24 protein-coding genes and 1 tRNA gene are annotated in these 23,742 nt (G+C 67.6%); 10 read left to right on the top strand and 15 right to left on the bottom strand.

Going from position 1 to position 23,742, the window contains the following annotated elements:
* Positions 1-51: 51 nt before the first annotated feature.
* From QM693_RS30405 to sp36, 3 genes are read right to left on the bottom strand one after another with little or no spacing between them, the layout of a single operon-like run.
* Positions 52-843: an MBL fold metallo-hydrolase gene (locus QM693_RS30405; RefSeq protein WP_283332827.1), complete on the bottom strand. Its 792-nt coding sequence runs from the start codon at positions 841-843 to the stop codon at positions 52-54.
* Between the two features lie 4 nt (positions 844-847).
* Positions 848-1,324 carry a RidA family protein gene (locus QM693_RS30400; protein WP_009477371.1) on the bottom strand — a complete coding sequence of 159 codons (477 nt, stop codon included), beginning with the start codon at positions 1,322-1,324 and terminating at the stop codon, positions 848-850.
* A 5-nt stretch (positions 1,325-1,329) separates the two neighbouring features.
* A complete protein-coding gene (gene sp36 / locus QM693_RS30395) occupies positions 1,330-1,494 on the bottom strand; it encodes a Sp36 family protein (RefSeq protein WP_005248493.1) in 165 nt (54 codons plus the stop codon).
* A gap of 54 nt (positions 1,495-1,548) precedes the next feature.
* On the opposite strand from sp36, the gene bagA reads away from it, so the two are divergent.
* Positions 1,549-2,565, top strand: coding sequence for an ATPase BagA (gene bagA / locus QM693_RS30390; protein WP_283332826.1), 1,017 nt, complete (start codon positions 1,549-1,551; stop codon positions 2,563-2,565).
* The gene (bagB, locus tag QM693_RS30385) at positions 2,562-3,701 is read left to right on the top strand and encodes an ATPase BagB (RefSeq protein ID WP_105421794.1); all 1,140 of its coding nucleotides are present in this window, start codon (positions 2,562-2,564) and stop codon (positions 3,699-3,701) included. The genes bagA and bagB overlap by 4 nt, the downstream gene beginning before the upstream one ends.
* 63 nt (positions 3,702-3,764) lie before the next feature.
* Here the strand turns inward: bagB and QM693_RS30380 are convergent, their stop codons facing one another.
* Positions 3,765-4,088 carry a WhiB family transcriptional regulator gene (locus QM693_RS30380; RefSeq protein ID WP_005248496.1) on the bottom strand — a complete coding sequence of 108 codons (324 nt, stop codon included), beginning with the start codon at positions 4,086-4,088 and terminating at the stop codon, positions 3,765-3,767.
* Positions 4,089-4,346: 258 nt separating this feature from the next.
* Here QM693_RS30380 and QM693_RS30375 point away from each other — a divergent pair, with 258 nt between their 5' ends.
* Complete coding sequence (locus tag QM693_RS30375) at positions 4,347-6,692, top strand: penicillin-binding protein (protein ID WP_283354208.1); 2,346 nt, start codon at positions 4,347-4,349, stop codon at positions 6,690-6,692.
* A 54-nt stretch (positions 6,693-6,746) separates the two neighbouring features.
* On the opposite strand, the gene QM693_RS30370 is transcribed toward QM693_RS30375, so the two are convergent.
* Positions 6,747-7,214, bottom strand: coding sequence for a GatB/YqeY domain-containing protein (locus QM693_RS30370; RefSeq protein WP_005248498.1), 468 nt, complete (start codon positions 7,212-7,214; stop codon positions 6,747-6,749).
* Between the two features lie 67 nt (positions 7,215-7,281).
* Here QM693_RS30370 and QM693_RS30365 point away from each other — a divergent pair, with 67 nt between their 5' ends.
* The 3 genes from QM693_RS30365 (at position 7,282) to QM693_RS30355 (ending at position 9,517) form a co-directional block, all read left to right on the top strand.
* Positions 7,282-8,253, top strand: coding sequence for a metallophosphoesterase (locus QM693_RS30365; RefSeq protein WP_280782912.1), 972 nt, complete (start codon positions 7,282-7,284; stop codon positions 8,251-8,253).
* A gap of 54 nt (positions 8,254-8,307) precedes the next feature.
* A tRNA-Pro gene (locus tag QM693_RS30360) sits at positions 8,308-8,381 on the top strand.
* Between the two features lie 128 nt (positions 8,382-8,509).
* Positions 8,510-9,517 carry an ABC transporter substrate-binding protein gene (locus QM693_RS30355; protein WP_283354191.1) on the top strand — a complete coding sequence of 336 codons (1,008 nt, stop codon included), beginning with the start codon at positions 8,510-8,512 and terminating at the stop codon, positions 9,515-9,517.
* A 1-nt stretch (position 9,518) separates the two neighbouring features.
* Here QM693_RS30355 and QM693_RS30350 read toward each other — a convergent pair whose 3' ends face one another.
* From QM693_RS30350 to QM693_RS30340, 3 genes are all read right to left on the bottom strand, one after another.
* A complete protein-coding gene (locus QM693_RS30350; protein WP_280782914.1) occupies positions 9,519-10,322 on the bottom strand; it encodes a metal-dependent hydrolase in 804 nt (267 codons plus the stop codon).
* A gap of 307 nt (positions 10,323-10,629) precedes the next feature.
* Positions 10,630-12,099 (bottom strand): catalase, encoded by a 1,470-nt coding sequence (locus tag QM693_RS30345; RefSeq protein ID WP_283332824.1) that lies wholly within the window; start codon positions 12,097-12,099, stop codon positions 10,630-10,632.
* A gap of 55 nt (positions 12,100-12,154) precedes the next feature.
* Positions 12,155-12,613 carry a Fur family transcriptional regulator gene (locus QM693_RS30340; RefSeq protein ID WP_005256074.1) on the bottom strand — a complete coding sequence of 153 codons (459 nt, stop codon included), beginning with the start codon at positions 12,611-12,613 and terminating at the stop codon, positions 12,155-12,157.
* Between the two features lie 93 nt (positions 12,614-12,706).
* On the opposite strand from QM693_RS30340, the gene QM693_RS30335 reads away from it, so the two are divergent.
* Both QM693_RS30335 and QM693_RS30330 read left to right on the top strand, forming a co-directional pair.
* A complete protein-coding gene (locus QM693_RS30335; RefSeq protein WP_105421809.1) occupies positions 12,707-13,018 on the top strand; it encodes an ArsR/SmtB family transcription factor in 312 nt (103 codons plus the stop codon).
* Entirely contained in the window at positions 13,015-13,437 is a 423-nt protein-coding gene (locus tag QM693_RS30330) for an SRPBCC family protein (protein ID WP_283354190.1), read from the top strand. The genes QM693_RS30335 and QM693_RS30330 overlap by 4 nt, the downstream gene beginning before the upstream one ends.
* Before the next feature lie 5 nt (positions 13,438-13,442).
* On the opposite strand, the gene QM693_RS30325 is transcribed toward QM693_RS30330, so the two are convergent.
* The 5 genes from QM693_RS30325 to QM693_RS30305 all read right to left on the bottom strand — a co-directional run bounded on the left by QM693_RS30325 (position 13,443) and on the right by QM693_RS30305 (position 19,779).
* Complete coding sequence (locus QM693_RS30325) at positions 13,443-14,087, bottom strand: acetoacetate decarboxylase family protein (RefSeq protein ID WP_283354189.1); 645 nt, start codon at positions 14,085-14,087, stop codon at positions 13,443-13,445.
* Positions 14,071-15,783 carry an FAD-dependent oxidoreductase gene (locus QM693_RS30320; RefSeq protein ID WP_283332822.1) on the bottom strand — a complete coding sequence of 571 codons (1,713 nt, stop codon included), beginning with the start codon at positions 15,781-15,783 and terminating at the stop codon, positions 14,071-14,073. Before QM693_RS30320 ends, QM693_RS30325 begins: the two co-directional genes overlap by 17 nt.
* A complete protein-coding gene (locus QM693_RS30315) occupies positions 15,780-17,270 on the bottom strand; it encodes a flavin-containing monooxygenase (RefSeq protein ID WP_283332821.1) in 1,491 nt (496 codons plus the stop codon). The genes QM693_RS30320 and QM693_RS30315 overlap by 4 nt, the downstream gene beginning before the upstream one ends.
* Positions 17,267-17,860, bottom strand: coding sequence for a TetR/AcrR family transcriptional regulator (locus QM693_RS30310; protein WP_283332820.1), 594 nt, complete (start codon positions 17,858-17,860; stop codon positions 17,267-17,269). Before QM693_RS30310 ends, QM693_RS30315 begins: the two co-directional genes overlap by 4 nt.
* Before the next feature lie 92 nt (positions 17,861-17,952).
* Entirely contained in the window at positions 17,953-19,779 is a 1,827-nt protein-coding gene (locus QM693_RS30305) for a multicopper oxidase family protein (RefSeq protein WP_502942684.1), read from the bottom strand.
* A 100-nt stretch (positions 19,780-19,879) separates the two neighbouring features.
* Between QM693_RS30305 and QM693_RS30300 the strand changes: the two genes are divergently transcribed.
* Complete coding sequence (locus tag QM693_RS30300) at positions 19,880-20,818, top strand: formylglycine-generating enzyme family protein (protein WP_280782925.1); 939 nt, start codon at positions 19,880-19,882, stop codon at positions 20,816-20,818.
* 61 nt (positions 20,819-20,879) lie between these two features.
* Positions 20,880-21,806 carry a hypothetical protein gene (locus QM693_RS30295; protein ID WP_283354187.1) on the top strand — a complete coding sequence of 309 codons (927 nt, stop codon included), beginning with the start codon at positions 20,880-20,882 and terminating at the stop codon, positions 21,804-21,806.
* Here the strand turns inward: QM693_RS30295 and QM693_RS30290 are convergent.
* Positions 21,753-22,418, bottom strand: a complete 666-nt coding sequence (locus QM693_RS30290; RefSeq protein WP_283332816.1) for a GAP family protein — start codon at positions 22,416-22,418, stop codon at positions 21,753-21,755. The two genes, QM693_RS30295 and QM693_RS30290, sit on opposite strands and share 54 nt — an antisense overlap.
* Before the next feature lie 94 nt (positions 22,419-22,512).
* Complete coding sequence (locus QM693_RS30285) at positions 22,513-23,631, bottom strand: alpha/beta hydrolase family protein (RefSeq protein ID WP_283354186.1); 1,119 nt, start codon at positions 23,629-23,631, stop codon at positions 22,513-22,515.
* Positions 23,632-23,742: the final 111 nt, after the last annotated feature.

Raw genomic sequence — 23,742 nt, 5'->3', positions numbered from 1 at the left:
CGACTGCGGCCACCCCCTCACATCGAGGGGGTGGCCGCAGTCGTTCAGTGGTCAGTCGTGGCTGCGCAGGTACGCGAGCTGCACGTTGACGGACTTCTCCGCCACCGGCCACAACTTGGGGTCGACGTCGGAGTAGACGTGCTCGACCACCTCGCGAACGGTGGGTGTGCCCCCGAGTGCCTCGATCGCGGCCCGCACCTGGTCGAGCCGCTCCTCGCGATGATCGAGGTACTGCTGCGCGACGACGTTCAGTTCGGGCAGTTCGGGTCCGTGGCCGGGCATCACCCGGTGTCCGGTTCCGAGGTCCAGCAGGCGGCGCAGCGACGACAGATAGTCGCCGAGGTCGCCGTCCGTGTCGTCGAGCACCGTGGTGCCGCGGCCGAGGATCGTGTCGCCGGTGAGGACGGTGCCCTCACCTTCCACGGTGAAGGACACCGAATCCTTCGTGTGCCCGGGCGTGGCGAACACCGTGAGGGTGAGCCCCGCGACGTCGATGGTCTCGCCGTCCACGAGGGTTTCGCCGCCGCCGCGAAGAAATTCGGGGTCCACCGAACGCACGGGCGCGCCGGTGAGTTCGAAGAACCGCTGCACTCCCCCGGTGTGGTCGAAATGACGGTGAGTGATCAGCGTCAGTGCGACCGGTCCGAGTGCCGCGACGCGGGCGAGATGCTCCTCGTCGGCGTCACCCGGGTCGACCACCACACACTCGTCCCGGCCCGGCGCACGCAGAATCCACGTGTTGGTTCCGTCGAGCGTCATCATGCCGGGATTGTTCTCGAGCATCACCGAGACGATCGGGGTGACCTCCCGCACCTGGGCGTAGGCCGGATGGGCAAGAGTCATGGCACTACGACTCCGGCTGCACTTCGGCGATCAGTTCCACCTCGACGGGGGCGCCGAGCGGCAGTTCCGCGACGCCGACGGCCGAACGCGCGTGGGCACCCGCGTCCCCGAACACCTCGCCGAGGAATTCCGAAGCGCCGTTCACCACACCGGGCTGACCGGTGAATCCCTCGGCGGACGCGACGAATCCGACGACCTTCACGATCCGCACCACCGAGTCGATGCCGACGAGCGCGTCGACCGCCGCCAGCGCGTTGAGTGCGCAGGCCCGGGCCGCGGCCTTGGCGTCTTCGTCCGACACGCCGGCGCCGAGCTTGCCCGCGATCGTCAGCTTGCCCTCGACGATCGGCAGCTGCCCCGACGTGTAGACGTAGTTGCCGGTGCGCACGGCGGGCACGTAGGCGGCCACCGGCGGAACGACGGACGGCAGCGTGATGCCGAGTTCGGCGAGGCGCGCGGACCAGTTCTGTGTCTCTGCCACGGCCGTCAGCCCTTCGGACGCTTCAGGTACGCGACGTGCTGCTCACCGGTGGGCCCGGGCAGAACCGTCACCAGTTCCCAGCCGTCGGTGCCCCACTGGTCGAGGATCTGCTTGGTCGCATGTGTGAGCAGCGGAACGGTGGCGTACTCCCAGGAAGTCAATTCACTCATGCCGGTGAGCCTATCCCCCGCACATCCCGGCTCCCAGACTTATAGGCTCGACCCGTGGTTGCATCCCCAGACCAGCTCACCCCGACGTGGCCCGAGAAGGCCGCGCAGGCCCGGCTGCACTTCGTCTCCGGAAAGGGCGGCACCGGAAAGTCCACGGTGGCCGCCGCGTTGGCTCTCGCGCTGGCCGAGGGTGGGCGTCGCGTGCTGCTGGTGGAAGTCGAGGGCCGGCAGGGGATAGCCCAGCTCTTCGACGTGCCACCGCTGCCGCCGCAGGAGACGAAAGTCGCGGCCGCCGAGGGTGGCGGGGAGGTCATGGCGCTGGCCATCGACATCGAGACCGCGTTCCTCGAATACCTCGAGATGTTCTACAACCTCGGTTTCGCCGGCCGTGCGATGCGCAAGTTCGGCGCCATCGAGTTCGCCACCACCATCGCACCCGGGCTTCGGGACGTGCTGCTGACCGGCAAGATCAAGGAATGTGTCGTCCGCACCGACAAGTCCGGCAAGCGGGTGTACGACGCCGTCGTCGTCGACGCCCCACCGACCGGGCGGATCGGCAACTTCCTCGACGTGACGAAGGCGATGGCGGACCTCGCGAAGGGCGGGCCGGTGCGTTCGCAGAGTGAGGGCGTGGTGCGCCTGCTGCATTCCGACGAGACCGTCGTCCACCTCGTGACGCTGCTCGAGGCGCTTCCGGTGCAGGAGACCACCGACGCCGCAGAGGAACTGGCCCGCGCCGATCTGCGACTGGGCACCATCGTGGTCAACCGCACCAGCCCGCAGTTCCTGCCCGCCGAGACGCTGGCCGACGCCGCGAAGGGCCGCATCGACGCCGAGGCCATCCGGGCCGGACTGCAGAAGAGCGGGATCACCCTCGACGAAGACGATTTCGCCGGGTTGCTCACCGAGACGATCGAGCACGCGTCCGTCCTCGAAGCGCAGGAGGAGAGTGCCGGAGCACTCAGCGAAGTGGACGGGGCGCGGTTGCATCTGCCGTCCCTCGCCGACGGTGTCGACCTGGGCGGACTGTACGAACTCGCCGAATATCTGACGGAACAGGGTGTCCGATGACCCAGACAACTGAACACGAGCGTCGCCGCACCGCCTCCGCTCTCGATGTCGCGGGGATTCTGGCGAACAGGACCACACGGATCGTCGTGTGCTGCGGCGCCGGTGGCGTCGGCAAGACCACCACGGCCGCGTCGCTGGCACTGCGCGCGGCGGAGCAGGGGCGAAAGGTGGTCGTGCTGACCATCGACCCGGCGCGCCGGCTCGCGCAGGCGCTCGGCGTCGCGGAACTCGACAACACGCCGCAACCCGTGCAGCTCGGACCGGACGCGACAGGCGAACTGCACGCGATGATGCTCAACATGCGCCGCACGTTCGACGAGATGGTGATCGAGCACTCCACACCGGAGAAGGCGGAGCAGATTCTCGCGAACCCCTTCTATCAGACCGTCGCCACCTCGTTCTCGGGAACGCAGGAGTACATGGCGATGGAGAAGCTGGGGCAGCTGGCCTCCAGCGACAAGTGGGACCTGGTGATCGTCGACACGCCGCCGTCCCGCAACGCTCTGGACTTCCTCGACGCACCCCAGCGCCTGGGCGCGTTCCTCGACGGTCGCATGATCCGGCTGCTCACCGCGCCGGGCCGAGGTCTCACCCGGCTCGTCACCGGTGCGATGGGCCTGGCGCTGCGCGGCGTCTCCACCATCGTGGGCAGTCAGATGCTGTCGGACGCCTCGAGTTTCGTGCAGTCACTGGACTCGATGTTCGGCGGTTTCCGGGAAAGAGCCACGCGCACTTACGAATTGCTCCGGCAGCCGGGAACGAAGTTTCTGGTGATCGCGGCCGCGGAGCCGGATGCGCTGCGGGAGGCGGCGTTCTTCGTCGACCGGCTCGCAGGCGACGAAATGCCGCTCGCGGGCCTCGTCCTGAATCGGACGCACCCCACTCTCAGTTCCCTGTCGGCCGATCATGCGGTCACTGCCGCCGACCAACTCGGGGACCAAGACCCCCTCACCGCCGCTGTGCTGCGAATCCACGCCCATCGGGCGGTGATCGCCAAGCGTGAGGTCCAACTGCTGAGCCGGTTCACGGCCGCCCACCCTCGGGTGCCGATCGTCGGCGTGCCCTCGCTGCCGTTCGAGGTGTCGGACCTCGAGGCGTTGAGAGCGGTAGGTGACCAGCTCACCCGCACGAGCTGATCAGCTCGCTGCCGGAGAACCGGTCACCCGCCTGTGCCTGTCTGCGATTCCGATCCTCGAATTTCAGACAGCGGATTGGTGCTGCCGCTGAGCTTCGAAGAAGTCGGACCATGATTCCACCTCGGGGTGCTGCTTGAGCAGCGCCCGGCGCTGACGTTCCGTCATGCCACCCCACACGCCGAACTCGACACGATTGTCGAGAGCATCGGCTCCGCACTGCATCAATACCGGGCAATGCCGGCAAATGGTTGCGGCCTTGCGCTGTGCTGCGCCGCGTACAAAAAGTTGGTCGGGATCGACTTCCCGGCAACGAGCCTGGGTGACCCAGGCGATTCGCGCTTCTGCTTGCTCGACGTCCAGACGGCTGGTTGGGGTGGTCATGTGCATTCGTTTCCCCTCTTCGAGTCTGCACCCCCCGGCACCTAGCACGCCGAGGCTGCACCACATAAGCGATGGGGTGTTATCTCCATCACACTGTTCCAACAATTTAGGTAAAGAAACCGCAACGCGCAAGACGAAGAACACGCTTTTTTGGTACGCCCGTCCATACCCCGTGCTCAGGGCATTTTCCGGGCCGAATTCTGCGCCCAACCAGCGCACCCACAGACCCCACGTAGTCTGTAGATCGTGTCGATTGCAAAAACAGTGGGGAAGCTCGCAGGATCCTCCGCCTTGGCAGGAGTGCTCCTCGCCGGCGTGATGTTTCCGCTCGCCGGAGGGTTCGGTTACGCCTCCAACAGGGCGGCTGACACCGTCGACAACGTCTCGGCCGAACTGGTCGAGGGAACGGTTCCCGCGGTCTCGACGATGGTCGACTCGGCGGGCAATCCCATCGCGTGGCTGTACGACCAGCGGCGCTTCGAAGTGCCCAGCGACAAGATCTCCAACGAGATGAAGCTCGCCATCGTCTCCGTCGAGGACCGCCGGTTCCCCGAACACAAGGGCGTCGACTGGCAGGGCACGATGCGCGCCTTCCTGACCAACACCACGAGCGGTGAGGTGCAGCAGGGCGCGTCCACCCTCGACCAGCAGTATGTGAAGAACTACCAGCTGCTCGTCGTGGCCAAGACCGACGCCGAACGCCGGGCCGCGATCGAGACGACGCCCGCCCGCAAGATCCGCGAGATCCGGATGGCGCTGACGCTCGACAAGGAACTCACCAAGGACGAGATCCTCACCCGTTACCTGAACCTGGTTCCGTTCGGCAACGCCTCGTTCGGCATCCAGGACGCCGCACAGACCTACTTCGGCATCGACGCGTCCGAACTGAACACTCAGCAGTCCGCGATGCTCGCGGGCATGGTGCAGTCGAGTTCGGCACTGAACCCGTACACGAACCCCGAGGGCGTCCTCGAACGACGCAACGTGGTTCTCGACACGATGATCTCGAACATTCCCGAGCGGGCCGCCGAACTGCGGGAGCTCAAAGGGACCCCTCTCGGTGTGCTGCCCGAGCCCAACCGGCTGCCCCGCGGGTGCATCGCCGCCGGCGACCGCGGCTTCTTCTGCGACTACGCCCTGCAGTATCTGGCCAACGCCGGCATCAGCCGCGAGCAGATCGACAAGGGCGGCTACCTGATCAAGACGACGCTCGACCCCGCGGTCCAGGCGTCGACCAAGGCGGCGCTCAGCGCGAACGCCAGCCCGGGACTCGACGGCATCGCGAACGTCATGAACGTCGTCCAACCCGGCCAGGATTCGCACCGGATCCTCGCGATGGGCAGTAGCCGCACGTATGGTCTCGACGCGAACGCCAACGAGACCGTGCAGGCGCAGCCGTACTCACTGGCCGGTCACGGCGCCGGGTCGATCTTCAAGATCTTCACGACGGCCGCCGCGATGGAGAAGGGCCTCGGCACGAACGCCATCCTGGACGTGCCCGGGCGGTTCGAGGCCCGGGGCATGGGTAGCGGCGGTGCACGAGGCTGCCCTGCGTCCACGTACTGCGTCGAGAACGCAGGCAAGTACCCCGCGGCACTGTCGGTGACGGACGCGCTGGCACAGTCGCCCAACACCGCGTTCGTCAAGCTGATCCAGGCCACCGGCGTCGCCCCCACCGTCGACATGGCGGTGCGGCTGGGTCTGCGCTCGTACGCCCAGCCCGGCACGTCGGGATTCGACGACCGCAGCATGGCCGACTTCCAGAAGGATCAGAACCTGGGGTCGTTCACCCTCGGGCCCACCTGGATCAATCCCCTGGAACTGTCGAATGTCGCGGCGACGCTCGCCTCGCACGGCAAGTGGTGCCCGCCCACCCCCATCGATTCGGTGTTCGACCGTGAAGGCAAGCCCGTCTCGGTCACCCAGCAGGCCTGCGAGCAGGTAGTCGAACCCGGCCTCGCGGACACGCTCACCAACGCCATGAGCAAGGACGACAAGCCCGGCGGTACGTCCGCCGGGGCGGCGGGCAGCGTCGGCTGGACGCTCCCGATGGCAGGCAAGACGGGTACCACGGAATCCCACATGTCCTCGGGCTTCCTCGGATTCACCAACAACTTCGCCGCCGCCGTCTACGTGTTCGGCGACTCGCCGACGCCGGGTGAGATCTGCTCGGCCCCGCTGCGGCCGTGTGGCGACGGCAATCTGTTCGGTGGAAACGAACCGGCGCGGACCTGGTATGCGGCGATGAACCCCATCGCGAACAACTTCGGGCCGACGACGCTGCCGCCGGTCGACCAGAAGTACGCGCGGGGTTCGCAGAACGGTCAGGTTCCGGACGTCACCGGACTGAGCCAGTCGGCCGCGACGTCCCGTCTGCAGGGAGCGGGGTTCACCGTGAACGCGGTCACCACCGCGTCGCAGGCGGCCAAGGGGACGGTCACGAGCGCATCGCCGTCCGGTTCGGCCATTCCGGGATCGACCATCACGATCTACGTCAGCGACGGATCGGTGAAGGCCGCTCCCCCGCAGGCGCCGGCTCAGGGGATCCCCGTTCCGCCCATCCAGCTGCCCGGCCTGCCGCCGATCCAGCTGCCGCCCATACCCCGGTAACCGCCGGTGAGTGGGAAAGTGTGGCGACGCACGCTTTCCCACTCACCTGGGGAGTCAGAGGCGGGACTTCACCGCGTGCGAGAGCCGCGAACCGTCCGCCTTGCCGCCCGCGAGTGCGCCGGCAGCCTTCATGACCTGACCCATCTGACGCATGCCGGGACGCTCACCGATTTCCTCGGCCACCTGAGCGATCGCGGTGTCCACGACGTCGACCAGTTCCGCGTCGGTCAGCGGCGTCGGGAGGTACTCGTCGATGATCTGCGCCTCGGCCCGCTCCTGCGCCGCCAGCTCACCTCGACCGTTCTCGGTGTAGATCTCGGCGGACTCGCCGCGCTTCTTCGACTCCTTCGCGAGGACCTTCAGCACCTCGTCGTCGGTGAGTTCGCGGGCTTCCTTGCCGGAGACCTCTTCGGTCTGCACGGCGGCCATCAGCATGCGGATGGTGGCGGTGCGCAGCGAATCCTTGGCCTTCATGGCGGCCGTCATGTCGGAGCGCAGTCTTGCTTTCAGTGAATCTGGCATGGGCGAAACGCTACGCGCCCCGATTCGTCCACTGCATCTCGATTGCGCTCATCAGTATCCTGGAAGAGTGTCTGACGAGTTCCGTGCCAACCTGACCCGCGCCGCCCTGGGTACAGCGGGTGCCGCCGCCCTCGGCATCGGCTACGCCTCGCTCATCGAGCGCAATGCGTTCGCGCTGCGTGAGGTCACGATGCCGGTACTCGAACCCGGGTCGTCGACGCTCCGCGTGCTGCACATCAGCGACCTGCACATGATGCCCGGACAGCGGCTGAAACAGAACTGGCTGCGGGAACTGGACAACCTCGACCCCGACCTCGTCGTGAACACCGGCGACAACCTGTCGCACCAGCGGGCGGTGCCCGCAGTGGTCCAGGCGCTGGGGAATCTGCTCGCCCGCCCCGGACTGTTCGTCTTCGGCAGCAACGACTACTTCGCGCCCAAGCCGAAGAACCCGCTCAAGTACTTCCGCAAGGAACACAAGCGTGTCCTCGGCGAGCCGCTGCCGTGGGGCGACCTGCGGGCCGCGTTCACCGAGCGCGGCTGGTTCGACGTCACGCACGTCCGCCGCGACCTCGAGGTGTCGGGTGTCCGGATCGCGTCGGCGGGTGTCGACGATCCGCACCTCAAGCGCGATCGGTACGACACGATCGCCGGTCCGCCCAATCCGCTGGCCGATCTCCGGCTGGGCATCACCCACTCGCCCGAGCCGCGGGTGCTCGACCGGTTCGCGGACGACGGCTACGACCTCGTCCTGGCGGGCCACACGCACGGCGGTCAGCTGTGCCTGCCGTTCTACGGCGCGCTGGTCACCAACTGCGACATCGACCGTTCCCGGGTGAAGGGTCCGTCCAAGTGGGGTGCGCACACCCAGCTGCACGTGTCCGCGGGGATCGGGACGTCGCCGTGGGCCCCCGCCCGCTTCTGCTGCCGCCCCGAGGCGACGCTCCTGACGTTGGTTCCGGCTCAGCGCGGCGGCGCGGACGCCGACGCCGCGCGCGGTCGCACCGAGTCGTCGGAGAGCACCGTTATACGCAACTGACCAGGGGATTTAATGGTGACTGGTTGGGTAATGTAAGCTAGCCGAGGTTCAACACGGGGTGTGGCGCAGCTTGGTAGCGCGCTTCGTTCGGGACGAAGAGGTCGTGGGTTCAAATCCCGCCACCCCGACAGTGTGAGACACCGAGAAGAGGCCTTGACCGGTTCGCCGGTCAGGGCCTCTTCTGCGTGGTGGGGGCGTTTTCCGGTCGCAGCGACCCCGCGACCACCCGTCCGAAACCTCAGGCTAGCCTCACCTCATGTCTTCGAGGCTCTACGTACGCGCCGGGCTCGTCGCCCTGGCCACCGTCATTCTCGCCGCCTGCGGCACCACCGACACCGGGTCGCCCGCCGGCAACGCCGACGTCGCCACCGGCGGCCGCCTGTTCGCCACGGCGGATGCCGAGACCGCCAAGCTCGGCACCGACGCCGAACCGGGCGTCTTCCCCCGGACCATCACCCACGCGCTCGGCGAGACCGTCATCGAGAAGAAGCCCGAACGGGTGATCGTCCTCGACGGCGGTGAGCTGGACGACGTGCTGTCCCTGGGAATCACGCCCGTCGGGCTGGCCAGCCCGGAGAGCGCGGCCGGTCAGCCGTCCTACCTCGCCGACCAGCTGGCCGGGGTGCCGGACGTCGGGACCACCAACAACCTGAACCTCGAGGCGATCTCCGCGCTGCAGCCCGATCTGATCCTGGGCAGCAAGCTGCGCGCCGACAAGCTGTACCCGCAGCTGTCGTCCATCGCACCGACCGTGTTCGGCATCCGCCCCGGTTTCCCGTGGAAGGAGAACTTCCTGCTGGTCGCCGACGCTCTCGGTGAGGAGACCACGGCGGAGGAGGTACTCAACGCCTATCAGGCCCGCGCCGACGAGGTCCGGGAGTCCATCACGGGCGAGCCGACGATCTCGCTGGTCCGGTTCATGTCCGGCAAGATCCGCCTGTACGGCAACCTGTCGTTCATCGGTGTCATCCTGAAAGACGTCGGACTTCCGCGTCCGACGGTGCAGAACGTCGACGAACTCGCCGTCGAGGTGAGTCAGGAGACGATCGGTGAGGCGAACGCCGACCGGATCTTCTACTCCAGCTACGGCGCGCCCGAGACCACCGACGAGTCGACCGTGGTCGGCGGCCCGCTGTGGAATCAGATGCAGGCGGTGAAGGACGGCAAGGCCGTGCACGTGAGCGACGAGACCTGGTTCCTCGCGCTGGGGCCCACCGGGGCGATGATTGTCCTCGACGACCTCGAGAACATGCTCGCGGCCTGAGTCACTGCGGGGCGGGCATGAACGCGTCGTAGATTGCCTGTGGCGCACCGTCGATGGCCCAGATGACCATGAGTCCGACGGCCACCGTGAGGGCGGGCCCGAGCACGACCTTCTCGAAGGGCCCGCCTGCCCGGATGGACAGGAACGACGGGAGCCGGAACTCCCACCACCGTTCCTTGCCGAGCGTGAGGAACGGCGCGAGGAAGGGGACGCCCTCCTTGGTGATGGCGTCCCCGAGGCAGTGGGTAACGCAGCCGAGCGCCACCGCGACTCCGAGTCCGGTGGAACCGGCCTCGGTGGGATACGACTGCCAGGTGAGCGCGGACAGCACCGCCGCGACCGCCGAAACCGCCAGCCAGCCTTTTTCTTTGGCCAGCTCCCCGGCCAGCCCTCGGAGCGCGAGCCCGAGGCAGACGAACAGTGTCGCGATGATGGCCGGCTTGCCGAACTGGACGACCAGCGCGGACACCCCGGCCCCGATACCGGCGGCGAACAGGGCCGTGTGGGTGAGCGTGCGGTGCCCGCCGCGCCGCTTGCCGTCACGTTTGCCCTTGGTGACGGTGTAGAAACCCAGCGACACCGCATCGACGCCCTTCGCGACGACGCTGCTGACCGGACCGAACGAGCGCGAGACCGTGGACTGGCTCGTGTCCAGATCCGGGAGAAGCGCCGCTCCGGCGCACACCGCCGCGAACGTGAAGGTCTCGGCGGTCGACGTGGGCCCACCCCAGTCGAGCGGCAGCAGATCCGCCACCGCCAGACCGACAGCCGCACCGGACATTGCATGGGTGGGACCCATCACCATGGAACACAGCACCTTTCGACCCCGACTCGGGACACGGTCATCCGAGCCGGTGTCCTGACACCGCCCAACCTAGCAACAACATCCGACACACCCGTCACACGGCCGTGAGTACTTGTTAACCGCGGGCGGTTAACAAGTACTCACGGGGGCGAAGCGCAGTGGCGTCCGTCCCCGCCGAAGGTGGATGATGGAAGTGCGGTGCGTGCAGTCGGGCGGAGGAGGGTCGTCGTGGAAACTGTGATCGTGTTCGTTCTCGCCGTGCTGATCTATTGGTGGGGCCTGCTCTGAGCCTGCCCCACCAACGACATCAGTTCTGGCTCTGCCCTTCCCGGACACCGATTTCCACTCGCTTGCCCAGGTCGGGGTCGACGCTCTTCCAGTAGTCGAAGACCCGCAGCAGAACCGGTTCGCTGACGCCGCCGAGTGCGTGGCCGACGATGTTGTCGACCAGGCGGTCGCGTTCGTCGTCGCTCAGGACCTCACGGACGAGCGTGCCCGCCTGCGTGAAATCGCCGTCCTCGGCGTGCTCGATGTAGCCGGCTCGCACGGACTCGCCGTCGAACGCCCACTGTCCCTCGTCGCCCGCGAGCGATGCGTCGGCGTGCGGGCCGCCGTAGGAGTTCGGCGCGTACACGGGGGTCTCGGGCGAATTGGTGGCGTACCGCATCGCACCGTCCTGCGAGTACGAGTTCACCCGGTTCTTGGGCGCGTTGACCGGCAGCTGCGCGTAGTTGGCGCCGATGCGGTACCGGTGCGCGTCCGCGTAGGAGAAGACCCGTCCCAGCAGCATCTTGTCGGGCGAGAAGCCGATTCCCGGAACGACATTCGACGGCTCGAACGAGGCCTGCTCGATCTGCGCGAAGAAGTTGTCGGGGTTCCGGTTGAGGGTCCACTTGCCGACCTCGATCAGCGGGTAGTCCTTCTGCGACCACACCTTGGTGAGGTCGAACGGGTTGAACCGGTAGCCCTCGGCCTCGTCGACGGGCATGACCTGGACCTTCAGCGTCCAGCTGGGGAACTCGCCGCGGGCGATCGTGTCGTACAGGTCGGCGCGGTGATGGTCGGGGTCGTTGCCTGCGAGGGTGTCGGCCTCGTCCTGGGTGAGGAACTCGATGCCCTGATCGGTCTTGAAGTGGTACTTGACCCAGAACCGCTCGCCTTCGGCGTTGACCCACTGGTACGTGTGCGAGCCGAAACCGTCCATGTGACGCCACGTCTTCGGGATTCCGCGGTCACCCATCAGCCAGGTCACCTGGTGAGCGGACTCGGGCCGCAGCGTCCAGAAGTCCCACTGCATGTTGTGGTCGCGCAGACCGGATCCCGGCAGTCGCTTCTGCGAGTGGATGAAGTCGGGGAACTTGATCGGGTCCTTGATGAAGAAGACGGGCGTGTTGTTGCCGACGAGGTCGTAGTTGCCGTCCTCGGTGTAGAACTTCACGGCGAATCCGCGCGGGTCACGCCAGGTGTCGGGGCTGCCCTGCTCGCCGGCAACGGTGGAGAAGCGCACCAGCGACTCGGTCCTCGCGCCGGGCTGGAACAGCTTTGCCTTCGTGTAGCGGCTCACGTCGTGGGTGACGACCAGTTCGCCGAACGCGCCGCCGCCCTTGGCATGGACGACGCGCTCCGGGACACGTTCCCGGTTGAACTGGGCGAGCTTCTCGATCAGGTAGTGGTCGTGCAGCAGGATGGGGCCCTGTGTGCCCGCTGTGAGGGATTCGTTGTCGCTGGCGACGGGAATTCCGAAGTTGTTGGTGGTGGCGCGCTGTGTTTCAGGCATGGCAAAGCCTCCAGGTTGCATCGGGTGAGGGTGAAGCAGTGGGGACGGAGTGGGTTCAGGACAGGGCTGCTGCCGACCCGGTTCCGCTCTGCGCGCCGGTCTGGCACTGCGAGCAGAGCCCCCAGAAGACGACCTCGGCCTCGTCGATCTCGAAACCGTGGGCCTGCGACGGGTCGAGGCACGGAGCCTCACCGACGGCGCAGTCCACGTCCACGACGGTCCCGCAACTGCGGCACACGAGGTGGTGGTGGTTGTCTCCGGTACGGGTTTCGAACCGTGCGGGGGATCCCGCGGGCTCGATACGTCTGAGCAGGCCGGCGGCGGTGCACGCCTTGAGGACGTCGTATACCGCCTGGGTGGAGACCGATCCCAGCTCTTCACGAACTACGGCCGCAATGTCGTCGACGTCGGAATGCGGCCGTACGGCAACCGCATTCAACACTGCAACACGTGGTGCAGTGACACGCAGGCCCACCTCGCGCAGCTGCGCTTTGGGATCCGTGTCGTGTCGCATGTGTTCAAGTATCGCGCCTTTTTGGAATTAGTCAAGAAAAGGATGTGTCGGAAATTCTTGACATGTCGGAAATCTCCGACATAAAGTCGCGGCGTGCCCGACGACGACGTCTTCATCGCCCTCGCCAACCCCGTGCGACGGCGCCTGCTGGAAATCCTGATGGACGGCCCCCTCACCGCCGGGGACCTCGCCGGCCGGTTCGACCTCAGCCGGCCCGCGGTGGCAGAGCACCTGCAGGTCCTGCGCCGGGCCGGGCTCGTCCGCGACGAACCGTCCGGACGGCAACGGCACTACCACCTGACCGCCGAGCCGCTCGCCGACGTCGGCGACTGGCTGCACCCGTTCGAGCGGTTCTGGCGTGGCCGCTTGCGCACACTCGCCGAATTCCTCGAGGAGGACTCATGACCGACCGCACCACCACCACGATTTCCGTCGACCAGTTCATCGCCGCGCCACCCGCCAAGGTGTGGCGCGCCCTCACCGAGCCGGAACTGCTCGCCCGCTGGTGGGCCGCGGGCGACATCGCCGCCACTGTCGGGCATCGGTTCGACCTCGACATGCCCGGCTGGGGCGCCGTTCCCTGCGAGGTGGTCGAGGTCGAACCCGAGCGACGCTTCGTCTACACCTTCACCGAGAACTGGACGCTGGTCTGGCGCCTCGTTCCCGAGGGTGCGGGCACCCGCCTGTTCCTCGACCATTCCGGCTTCGACCTCGACGACAAGCGCAGCCGCGACGCTTTCGAGCGGATGGGTCCGGGTTGGCGCGACACCGTGCTGCCCCGTCTCGCCGGCGTGGTCGCGGACATCGGACCGCGACCCGCCTGATCCGGTCAGCGGAGTTGCGCGGGTCCGGTGGTCATCCGGCCGTCCGTGATCACGATGCCGTGGTGTGTGCCGGGCGTCAGCCAGTCACCGAGGGTGGGACCTTCGGCCGTCACGTCCACGCGGGCATACCGGAAATGGCCCCGAAGTCGCGCGGACGCCGTGACGAGGCCGTGGTCGCCGGGTTGAGCGAACCCCAGCGCGCCGGCGATCGGTAGTCGCGGGCCGCGTGGCCGAGTGCTCGTGGTGACGCGCCACGCGTCGGACGACGCCTCGAAGTCGCCGTGCACGTCGCCGTCGAACTCGGCAGGCACCTTCGGCAGGCTCCAGTGCACCCGTCCGCCGTGCACGGAGGGTTCCGAATCCACGGCGATGAACGGGACCGCCATGCGGGGCAGGACGCCGATGCGACGACCGGGCGCGCGGAGCACCGGACTGGCGAGGATTTCCAGGTAGGGGCCGACCGGCGAGTCCAGGTAGTCGACCATCATCGCCAGGGTCAACGGCACGGTGGCGCCGTCGGGTCCGAGCGCGCGAGCGGCCGTGGTGCTGCGGTGCCACCACAGTGTCGCGCGCACCCCCGCCGGCCACGGGGGCGGCGAGCTCTCGGGCCAGTCGGTGCACTGGGTGGTCGATTCAGGCACGCTCCACATCGACTGTCTCCCTTCGGGTGGCGACCGTCAGCGGGAGCCGCAGCGCACCCGGCGCGTCGGCGGGTACCACCGGATTCCGGGGCGGCGACGGTTCGATACGTACGTATGGCTTGCCCGGCTCGGGCCGGGTGTCGACCTCACCCTTGTTGGGCCACAACGCGAATGCACGCTCGGCCTGGGCGGTGATGGTGAGCGACGGGTTGACGCCGAGGTTCGCGCTCACCACGGAGCCGTCGGCCACGTGCAGACCGTCGTGTCCGTACGCCCGCAGGTAGGGGTCGACGACACCGGTGTCCGGCGAGTCCCCGATGGTGCAACCCCCGAGGAAATGCGCGGTCATCGGAATGTTCACGACGTCGGCGAACGAACCACCGGGGTCTCCCCCGATCCGTTCGGCCACCTTGCGGATGGCCGTGTGACCCTGCGGGATCCACTCGGGCGGCGGATCTCCGGGTCCGGGACGGCTGGTGACCGCGCGACCGAGGCGGCCCTTGCCCTTGGCCAGTTCGAGCGAATTGTCGTCGGTCTGCATCACGAGCGCGATCACGGTGCGTTCCGACCAGTGCCGCACCGACAGGCTCCGCACGAAAGCCCCGGGGCGGCGCAACGCGACGCCGACCGTCTTCAGCAGCCGCGGCGTCCTGCCGCCGCCGTCGCTGAGCACGGTCTGCAACAGTCCGATCGCGTTACTGCCCTTGCCGTACCGCACGGGCTCGATGTGGGTGTGATCGTCCGGGTGGAACGAGGACGTGATGGCCACGCCCTTCGTGAAGTCGGTGGCACGGTCCTTCGCCGTGGCCGCGAGCACCGCCTCCGAGTTGGTGCGCACCACCGATCCCAGCCTCGGCGACAACCGCGGCAGCGCACCGGATTCCTTCATCGCCAGCAGCAGCCGGGCGGTGCCGTACGTGCCTGCGGCGACGACCACTTGGTCGGCGGTGAACGTGTGCTCGCGCTTGCGGATGCCGTCGGTGCGGCGGGTCCGCAGCTCGTAGCCGCCACCCGATCGGGGGCGCAACTCCTTCACCGTCGTCAGCGGATGTATCCGGGCGCCCGACTTCTCGGCGAGGTGGAGGTAATTCTTGACGAGCGTGTTCTTCGCGCCCACCCGGCAACCCGTCATGCAGCTGCCGCACTCGGTGCACCCCGTGCGCTCGGGCCCCTCGCCGCCGAAGAACGGATCGGCCACCCGCGATCCCGGTTCGCCGAAGAAGACGCCCACCGGTGTGGACGTGAACGTCTCACCGGCGCCCATCTCCTCGGCCACCTCACGCATGACGGCGTCGGCGGGGGTGAACGACGGATTGGTCGTCACGCCCAGCATCCGTTTCGCCTGCTCGTAATACGGGGCCAGCTCCGACTGCCAGTCGGTGATGTGCGCCCACTGCTTGTCCTCGAAGAAGCGGCGCGGCGGCTGGTAGAGGGTGTTCGCGTAGTTCAGCGACCCACCCCCGACCCCCGCCCCGGCCATGACCAGGACGTCGGGGAGAAGGTGGATCCGTTGCACGCCGTAGCAGCCCAGCCAGGGTGCCCACAGGTAGCGCCGCAGCCGCCAGCTCGTCTCGGGCAGCTCGTCGTCGGCGAAGCGTCTGCCCGCTTCGAGAACGCCGACCCGGTAGCCCTTCTCGGTCAGCCTGAGCGCGGCGACGCTACCACCGAAACCGGAGCCGACCACGATCACGTCGTAGTGCGTCACGCGACGGTCTCCTTCGCGGCTTTGCGTCGTGAGACGTAGTTCTCCTGATCGAAACGTTGCAGCTGGGAGCGGAACTTCCAGGTGAAGGTCGGCCACTGCACCGAGTTCCGACCCTCGGAGTCGTAGTACCAGCTCGAGCAGCCGCCCTTGTTCCACACGGTGGTCTGCAGTTCGGATTGGATGCGGGTGTTGTACCGGCGCTGCGCCTCCTCGGTGACCTCGAAGGCGGTGATCCCGCTGTCGTGCATCACGTTCAAGGCGTCGGCGATGTACGCGGACTGCGATTCGAGCATGTAGACGATCGAGCTGTGCCCGAGGTTGGTGTTGGGACCGTACATCAGGAACAGGTTGGGAAACCCGGCGACGGTGGTCCCCTTGTATGCACTCGGGCTGCCGTCCCAGTGCTCGGCGAGGGTGCGGCCGTTCGCCCCGCGTAACGCATGCGCCACAGGCGGTTCCGTCGGCGTGAAGCCGGTCGCGAAGATGATGGTGTCGACCTTGTGCTCGTTACCCACCGCGTCGACGACGCCGTCCGGCGTGACCCCGGCGAGTCCCGCGTCGACGAGCGTGACGTCGGGACGGTCGAGGGTCCGCAACCAGTCGTTCGACAGCAGCATCCGCTTGCAGCCGATGGTGAAGTTCGGTGTGAGCTTCCGGCGCAGTTCGGGATCCCGCACCTGCCGGCGAAGATGCGCCTTGGCCACCATCTCGAAAACCGGCAGCAGCCCGGTGGCGTGGGCGAGCACTCCGCCCAGCGCTTCACGGAAGCTGTACACGGACCCGCGGACGGCTTTCTGCACCAACGGCAGTCGACGATAGAGGCTCTTCTCGGAGCCGGACAGTTCGCGGTCGAGGCGTGGGATCACCCAGGCGGGCGTGCGCTGGAACACGGTGAGATGCTCGGCTGCGGGCGCGATCTCCGGGACGAACTGCACCGCGGACGCACCAGTGCCGATCACCGCCACGCGCTCACCGGTGAGGTCGTGGTCGTGGTTCCACGTGGCCGAGTGGAACGTGGTGCCGCCGAACGTCTCCAACCCGGGCATGTCCGGGACGCTGGGAGTCGACAGCGCACCGGTCGCGGCCACCACGACGTCGGCCGTCAGCGTTCCGCGGCTCGTCCGAACGGTCCAGATGGCCTCGTCGTCGTCCCAGTACGCTTCCTGCAGTTCACAATCGGTCACCACCCGAGACCGGACACCGGTGTCGGCCGCGACCTTCTTCAGATAACGGTGGATCTCGGGTTGGCGGGCGAACGTGTGACTCCAGTCGGCGCTCGGCGCGAACGAGTACGAGTACAGCGACGTCGGGACGTCGCACGCACACCCCGGGTAGGTGTTGTCTCGCCACGTGCCGCCGACGTCGTCGCCGCGCTCGATGATCAGGACGTCGGCCTGCGGCTGCGTCTGCAGGATGCGCGCCGCCAGTCCCATGCCGGCGAAACCGGCCCCCACGATGAGGGTGTGTACGTGTTGCGGAAGATTCACGACTTCTCCACCTTCGATTCCCACACGGGCAACAGCCGCGCGCGTAGTGATTGTTCGGCCTCGGGGGTGCGGAACAATGCCGACACCGCCAGACCGCGAACCAATTCGATACTGAGCTCGATGGCGTCGGCGTCGAACCGATCGCCGAACACCGCCGCCGACCCGCGGCGCAGAGCGTCGTTGACCTTCCGCTCGAGCGGAACCGTCGCCTCGTACAGCGCCTGGTCGGTGCGGGCGGCCACCCACAGCTCGAGGGCCGCATAGAACAGCGGGCCGGAGAAGGCGTCGGCGAGCACTTCGACGCCGCGGCCGGCATCCACTTCGGTTGCGAGGATCTCCTCCAGCCGCTTGTCCACGAGATGTTCCACGGCGGCCACCACCAGCGACTCCTTGGTCGGGAAATGGTGCAGCTGCGCGCCCCGCGACACCCCCGCCCGCCGGGCGATGCCCTGCGTCGTGGTGCGGGCGTACCCGAGCTCGACCAGCGAGTCGACGGCCGCGTCGAGCAGCTTCGTGCGCATCGCCGCGGTCCGCTCGGCCTGCGTGCGGGTCGGCTTGACCAGTTCTGTGTCAGGTGTCACACCCAGCACTGTAGGCGGAAAAAAGAAAACAGTCCAGACTGCTTTTAAGTTTCACCTGTGAGTACTTATCAACCGCCCGACGTTAATAAGTACTCACGGGCCTACGGCACCAGTCGGTACCGCAGCATCATGTCGTGGTCCTCGTGGTCGAGCATGTGGCAGTGCCACACGTAGCCCTGCAGGGGATGCGAGGTCTGCTCCATGTGGCCGTGTCCGCCTTCGGAGTGATTCATCGTGTGCGCCGACATCCCGAACGTGGCGTCCGGGTCGAAGCCGAGTTCGTCCGCGGTCGGGAACCGGACGATGATCCGGGTGATCGAGTTCGCGTCCGCGATCACCGTGTCCTTGAACCCCGACTCCCACACCTGCGGCGCCAGGTTCGGCCCGAGCACGAACGGGTCCGCCGACGGCGTCCACCGCATCCCGACCGCGGGCACCGGAACGGCCTGCATCAGGGCGTTCGTGTCGATCGCCTGCCGTCCGATCACCCGGAACGTCACCAGATGCAGGTGGATCGGATGCGGCTCGGGCGTGACGTTGACGATGTTCCACTGCTCGACGGCCCCCTGCCGGGGCACCTCGATGTCGTCGGTGGTGTAGCGCAGGTTGTTCAGCGACATCAGCGGGGACGGCTGACCGGGGCCCTGCGCGAGCTGCATCACCGATACGTTGCGCACGACCGACGGCGGCGCGACCGGCGGGAGGACGGCGAGACCACGGCTTCCGCCCCGGAGCGTCTCCGGGACGCCACCGGTGAACCCGCCGACGGTTCCGACCCGGAACCGGCAGAACCGCGGCATGATCTGCACCCCGCGCTGCGCGACCTGCGCGGGGATTGGCTCGTCGTTGCGCAGTTCCACGGTCGTGCCGGGCGCGAGGGTTCCGAAGTCGACGAGGAGGTCCACCCGCTCGCCGGGTCCGAGCCGGACGTGGTCGGTGGCGACCGGCGCGTCGAGCAGACCGCCCTCGGCGCCGATCACCCAGAACCTCATCCGGTTTTCGAAAAACAGATTCCACACGCTGAACGATGCGGCGTTCACCATCCGCAGGCGGTACAGGCCCCGCGCCACCGACATTTCCGGCCACACCTTGCCGTTGACCACGCCCACGTCACCGGGTGTGGCGGCCTCCCAGCTGCCCTGCGGGTTCAGCGGGTTCGAGCGGACACTCTGCCGTCCGTCGTCGGTGAAGTTCTTGTCCTGCAATATCAGCGGGAGTTCGAATTCGCCCGAGGGCAGACCGAGCGGGTTGCCGCTCCGACCGGTGTCGTACTCGTCGCGCAGCAGGTACATGCCTGCCAGCCCGGCGTAGATGTTGAGCCGGGTGACGCCCATCGCGTGGTCGTGATACCAGAGCGCGCAGGCTTCCTGCCGGTTCGGGAACTCGTGCACCATCCCCTGCCCGGGCCGGATCGTGTCCTCGGGGTGCCCGTCGAACTCGGGGGGCGTCCGGCCGCCGTGCAGGTGCAGCGACGTCGGCACCTGGGTGCGGTCCTGCTCGCTCACTCCGTGGATCCGCGTGTCGACGTCGGCGGCGAGGGGGTTGCTCGCGATGTCGTTGCGGTAGGTCAGTGAGGTCAGCTCGCCGACGTGGGCTTCGATCGTCGGGCCGAGGTAGTCCATGCCGCCGTAGCCCAGGGCCGGCGACGCGGGCAGATCGGGGTGGAACACGTGCGTCGTGCTGCTGGCGTGCACCTCGACTGCGCTCCCACCCACCATCGGCAACGGCGGCAACTGTTCCCGGAACGGCTGGAGCGGCGGCGAGGAAAAGACGAACGGCCGCAGCGGATCGATCCCGAACGGGTAGGCACTCGCCGATCCCACCCCGACGGCCCCGAGCCCGGCCGTCAGCGCCAGTCCACGAACGAACGACCTACGCGGAATCCGTCGATCCATTCGGAGGAGCCCCCTGCACGGTGAGAACAGCATTGCGAATCGAGTAGCCGACGGTACCGCAACCGTTGCCCCTCTCACCGGGTTTACGGGGCGTCCCTTCGCGCAGCGACCACCCTCGTGCCAGTCTGACTCCATGACCGGTGCAGCTCCGAAGAACATGGAATGGATCCCCGGGGGCACCTTCTGGATGGGTTCGGAGGACTTCTACCCCGAGGAACGCCCCGTCCACCAGGTGACCGTCGACGAATTCTGGATGGACGCGCACCAGGTCACCGTGGCCGAGTTCCGGCGATTCGTGAAGGACACCGGCCACGTCACCACCGCCGAGATAGCCCCCGACCCCGCGCAGTACCCGGGCGCGGATCCGGCTCTGCTCGTGCCCGGTTCGCTCGTATTCACCCCCACACCGGGGCCCGTCCCGCTCGACGACTACACCCGCTGGTGGTCGTTCACACCGGGCGCGGATTGGCGCCACCCTGAGGGTCCGGGCAGCAACGTCGGCGGACGCGAACGCCATCCCGTCACGCACGTGTCGTGGTTCGACGCCCGCGCCTACGCGGAATGGGCGGGCAAGGATCTGCCGACCGAGGCCGAATGGGAGTTCGCCGCCCGCGGCGGGCTGGACCGGAAGCCGTTCGTGTGGGGAGAGGAACACGAACCGGGCGGCAGGCCCGCCGGCAACGTCTGGCAGGGACGGTTCCCGTGGGAGAACCTCCTCGAGGACGGCTTCGCCGGAACGTCGCCGGTCGGCCATTTCCGGCCCAACGGTTACGAACTCAGCGACATGGCCGGCAACGTGTGGGAATGGACCACCGACTACTTCACCACCGATCACTCCGCGAGCGGGAAGAACGTCGCGCCTGCCAGTTCCTGCTGCATTCCCACCAACCCGCGAGTCGAGACGGCGCGCGCGGAGAACCCGGACGAGCCCTACGCGCGCCGCGTGATCAAGGGCGGCTCGCATCTCTGCGCGCCCAACTACTGCCTGCGCTACCGACCCTCGGCCCGGCAGGGTGACACCGAGGAGACGTCGACGTGCCACATCGGGTTCCGGTGCATCATCCGCCCGTGACGGTCTTTCTCACCTCACGGGGATGAAGACGCGCCGCGTCCACTGCGGTTGAGTCGGTGGTGTGCGGTCCACCAAATTGTCTGTGGCGCTGGCCCGGGAAGCGCTGGCCGCGCGCACCGAAACGGCCAACGGCTGGTTGCAGGGCACACCTCCCGGCCGCACGGTTCGACGCGTCATCGACGGGCTGATCGAGATCGAGCTCGTCGACCGGTCGATGACGCTCGCCGCCAGGATCTTCACGTCGGTGCTGCCCGTGATGATTGCGGCATCGACGCTGAGCGGTTGGAACGTGACCGCACGCACCATCAAGACCCAGTTCGGCTTCGACCCCACGGAACTGACGACCACGCCCGGCACTGTGGACACCACCAACCCCTCCTTCGCCGCGTTCGGGGTCGTCGGTCTGCTGATGATCGCGATCAGCGGCACGTCCTTCGCGAGGGCCCTCGCCCGGATCTACGCCAAGATCTGGAACGTCCCGTCGATCACCCTCCGAGACGCCTGGCGGTGGCTCGTCGTCCTGTTCGCCGTTGCGCTGTCGGGGACGGCGATCGGCCTGGCCGGCGAGCTCACGAGCATCCGGTTGATCGGTCCACCTCTCGCAGTCGCCGGGGAGTTCGCGGTGTGGATGGCCGTGTGGACCCTCAGCCCGTACCTCCTGACGATGGGCACGCTCAAGGGCCGTGTGCTCTGGGCGACCGGCGCGCTGACCGCCGGCGCGCTCACCGCTCTCCACGTCGGCGGGCGTCTGCTCCTGCCCCGGATCACCGCCGCAGCGCAACACCAGTTCGGGCCGCTCGGCTTGGTGTTCACCGCGATCAGCTGGCTGTTCGTCCTGTCGGTCGTGATCGTGGGGTCCGCGGTGATCGTCAAGGCCATCGCGCTCGACGAGGGTTACGTCGGGCATTACCTGCGGGGACCGGACGCCGTCGCGTCAGAACAAGCCGCCGAATCCCTTACCGAGGACGACGGCGCCCATCACGAGTAGCAGCACGCTCATCACCGCGGCGTTGTTGGACTGGAGCCAGACCTTGAGGTTGTCGAGGGTTCCGCGCATCTTGTCGGCTGCGACGGCGTAGGCGATGACCGGGACGAGGACGGTCGATCCGGCCAGCACCGTGTACACGATCAGCGCCACGACCTGCTCGCCGCCGCTCACCGCGGCCGTGCCGATCCCGACGCCCGCGGACACGCAGAGCAGCAGGTTCTTGGGATTGATTGCCGCCAGCGCGAATCCGAGACCGGTGGATTTCACGAAGTTCAGGTCGTCGATGGCCTGCATCCACTTCGGTGGCTCCGCGTGGGCATTGCGGCTTCTCCATTGCCGTCCCGCGAGCAGGAGCAGCAGCACACCCAGAACCACCTTCACCCATGACGCCGTCGCCGACGGACCGTCGGAGTCGGACGTGTCGATGCTGCCGGCGAGGAACATGAAGATGCCCGTCGCAACAAGAATTCCCAGGATCCAGCCGACGCCGAAGCCTGCGCTCGCACCGCCCGCACGCTTCGACAGCAGCATCAGGATGACGGCGATGATCGGTATCGGCGAGATCGCGACACCCACGGCGAGCGGTAACAGTTCTCCGATGACTGAGCCCATGTCCGAACCGTAGGGTCGGGGCGCCGTCTCCGCCTCGCACGTGTCGGGTGAACCGCACGTGAGTGGCAAAGTGTGCTCCGGTACGCGTTGCCACTCACCTGGGGGACAGCACGCGCGCCGCGAACGCGAGGGACTCCGGCATGGAGGCCATCAGTGATTCGCGGTGGTTCTCGGCGGCGAGTTGCTGGTATTCGACGTTCACGCCGTGCTGCTGCATCTCTGCGAGCTGCGCCCATGTCAACGGAATCGGCACCGACGTGTCGGACAGACTGTGCACCACCCGCAGGGGGCGGTCGAACCCGTCGACGGGCACCTGCTGCATCTCCCGGAACAGCGCCCGGAACTGCTCGTTCCACAGGGGCGAGGCGAACAGGTCGCCGACCGAAGTGGGATGGGCGAGCAGGTACCGGCCGAGTTCCCGGCTGCAGGTCACCTTCGCCAGCTCCATCAATTCGATCCCCTTCGGCGACAGATACCGCCGGATGTCGACCTCGGGGCGCTGGTCGTCGATGCCGGCGAGGGTCAGCAACGCATAGTTCACGATTCCGGTTGTCGGCAGAGCCGGAATCGCGGGACCCGCGGCCGGGAAGAGCTGTTCGAGGTGCGTCGGCGCCGCCACGGCGACGGCACCCCGATAGTCGAGTGCGGGTGCCCGGGCGGCGGCCTCGCGGGCGGCGAAGTAGGTCGCGTGCCCGCCCTGCGACAGTCCCGTGACGATCCACCGGTCGCTGAGCACGTCGCCGTAGACGTCGTGGGCGGCCAGGACGATGTCGACGGCGTTCGCGGCGGCGGCAGGGCCGTCGAGGTAGGCGTTGACACCGGGCGTGCCGATTCCCGCGTAATCCGTTGCTGCGACGGCGTATCCGGCGGCGATCCACTGCTCGATCGCGGGCAGTTCGACGTAGTTGAACCCGGCGACGGACGGCGCGCACTGGTCGGCGACCCCGACCGTGCCGTGCGCGTAGGACACCACCGGCCAGCCGCCGACGGGGGGATCACCACGGGGAAGGAAGATCGATCCGGTCGACTCACCGGTCGCGGTCGCGGTGCGCAGCGTCGAGTAGCGGACCCGGATGCTGTCGCCTGCCTGACCGGGGACTGCGGCGGGTGGAAGTTCGTCCTGCGACAGCAGGATTCCCTGCTGCGCGGACGCCTCGCTCGCACCGGTGAGCAGCAACAGAACCGCCGCCACCGCAGCACCGACGACTCTCATCGGCCCAGTATCCACCCGCAACCGACACGTGAGTGGCAAAGCGTGCGGAAGCACACTGTCATGTCTCAGGACTTGGAGGACAGATATGTCTCAGGACTTTGAGGACAGTTT

The sequence above is a fragment of the Rhodococcus sp. IEGM 1305 genome (genome assembly GCF_030058635.1).
Taxonomy (GTDB): Bacteria; Actinomycetota; Actinomycetes; order Mycobacteriales; family Mycobacteriaceae; genus Rhodococcus_F; species Rhodococcus_F opacus_D.
Note: the sequence above shows the minus strand (reverse complement) of the source record. Positions and strands in the feature narration are given on the sequence as shown.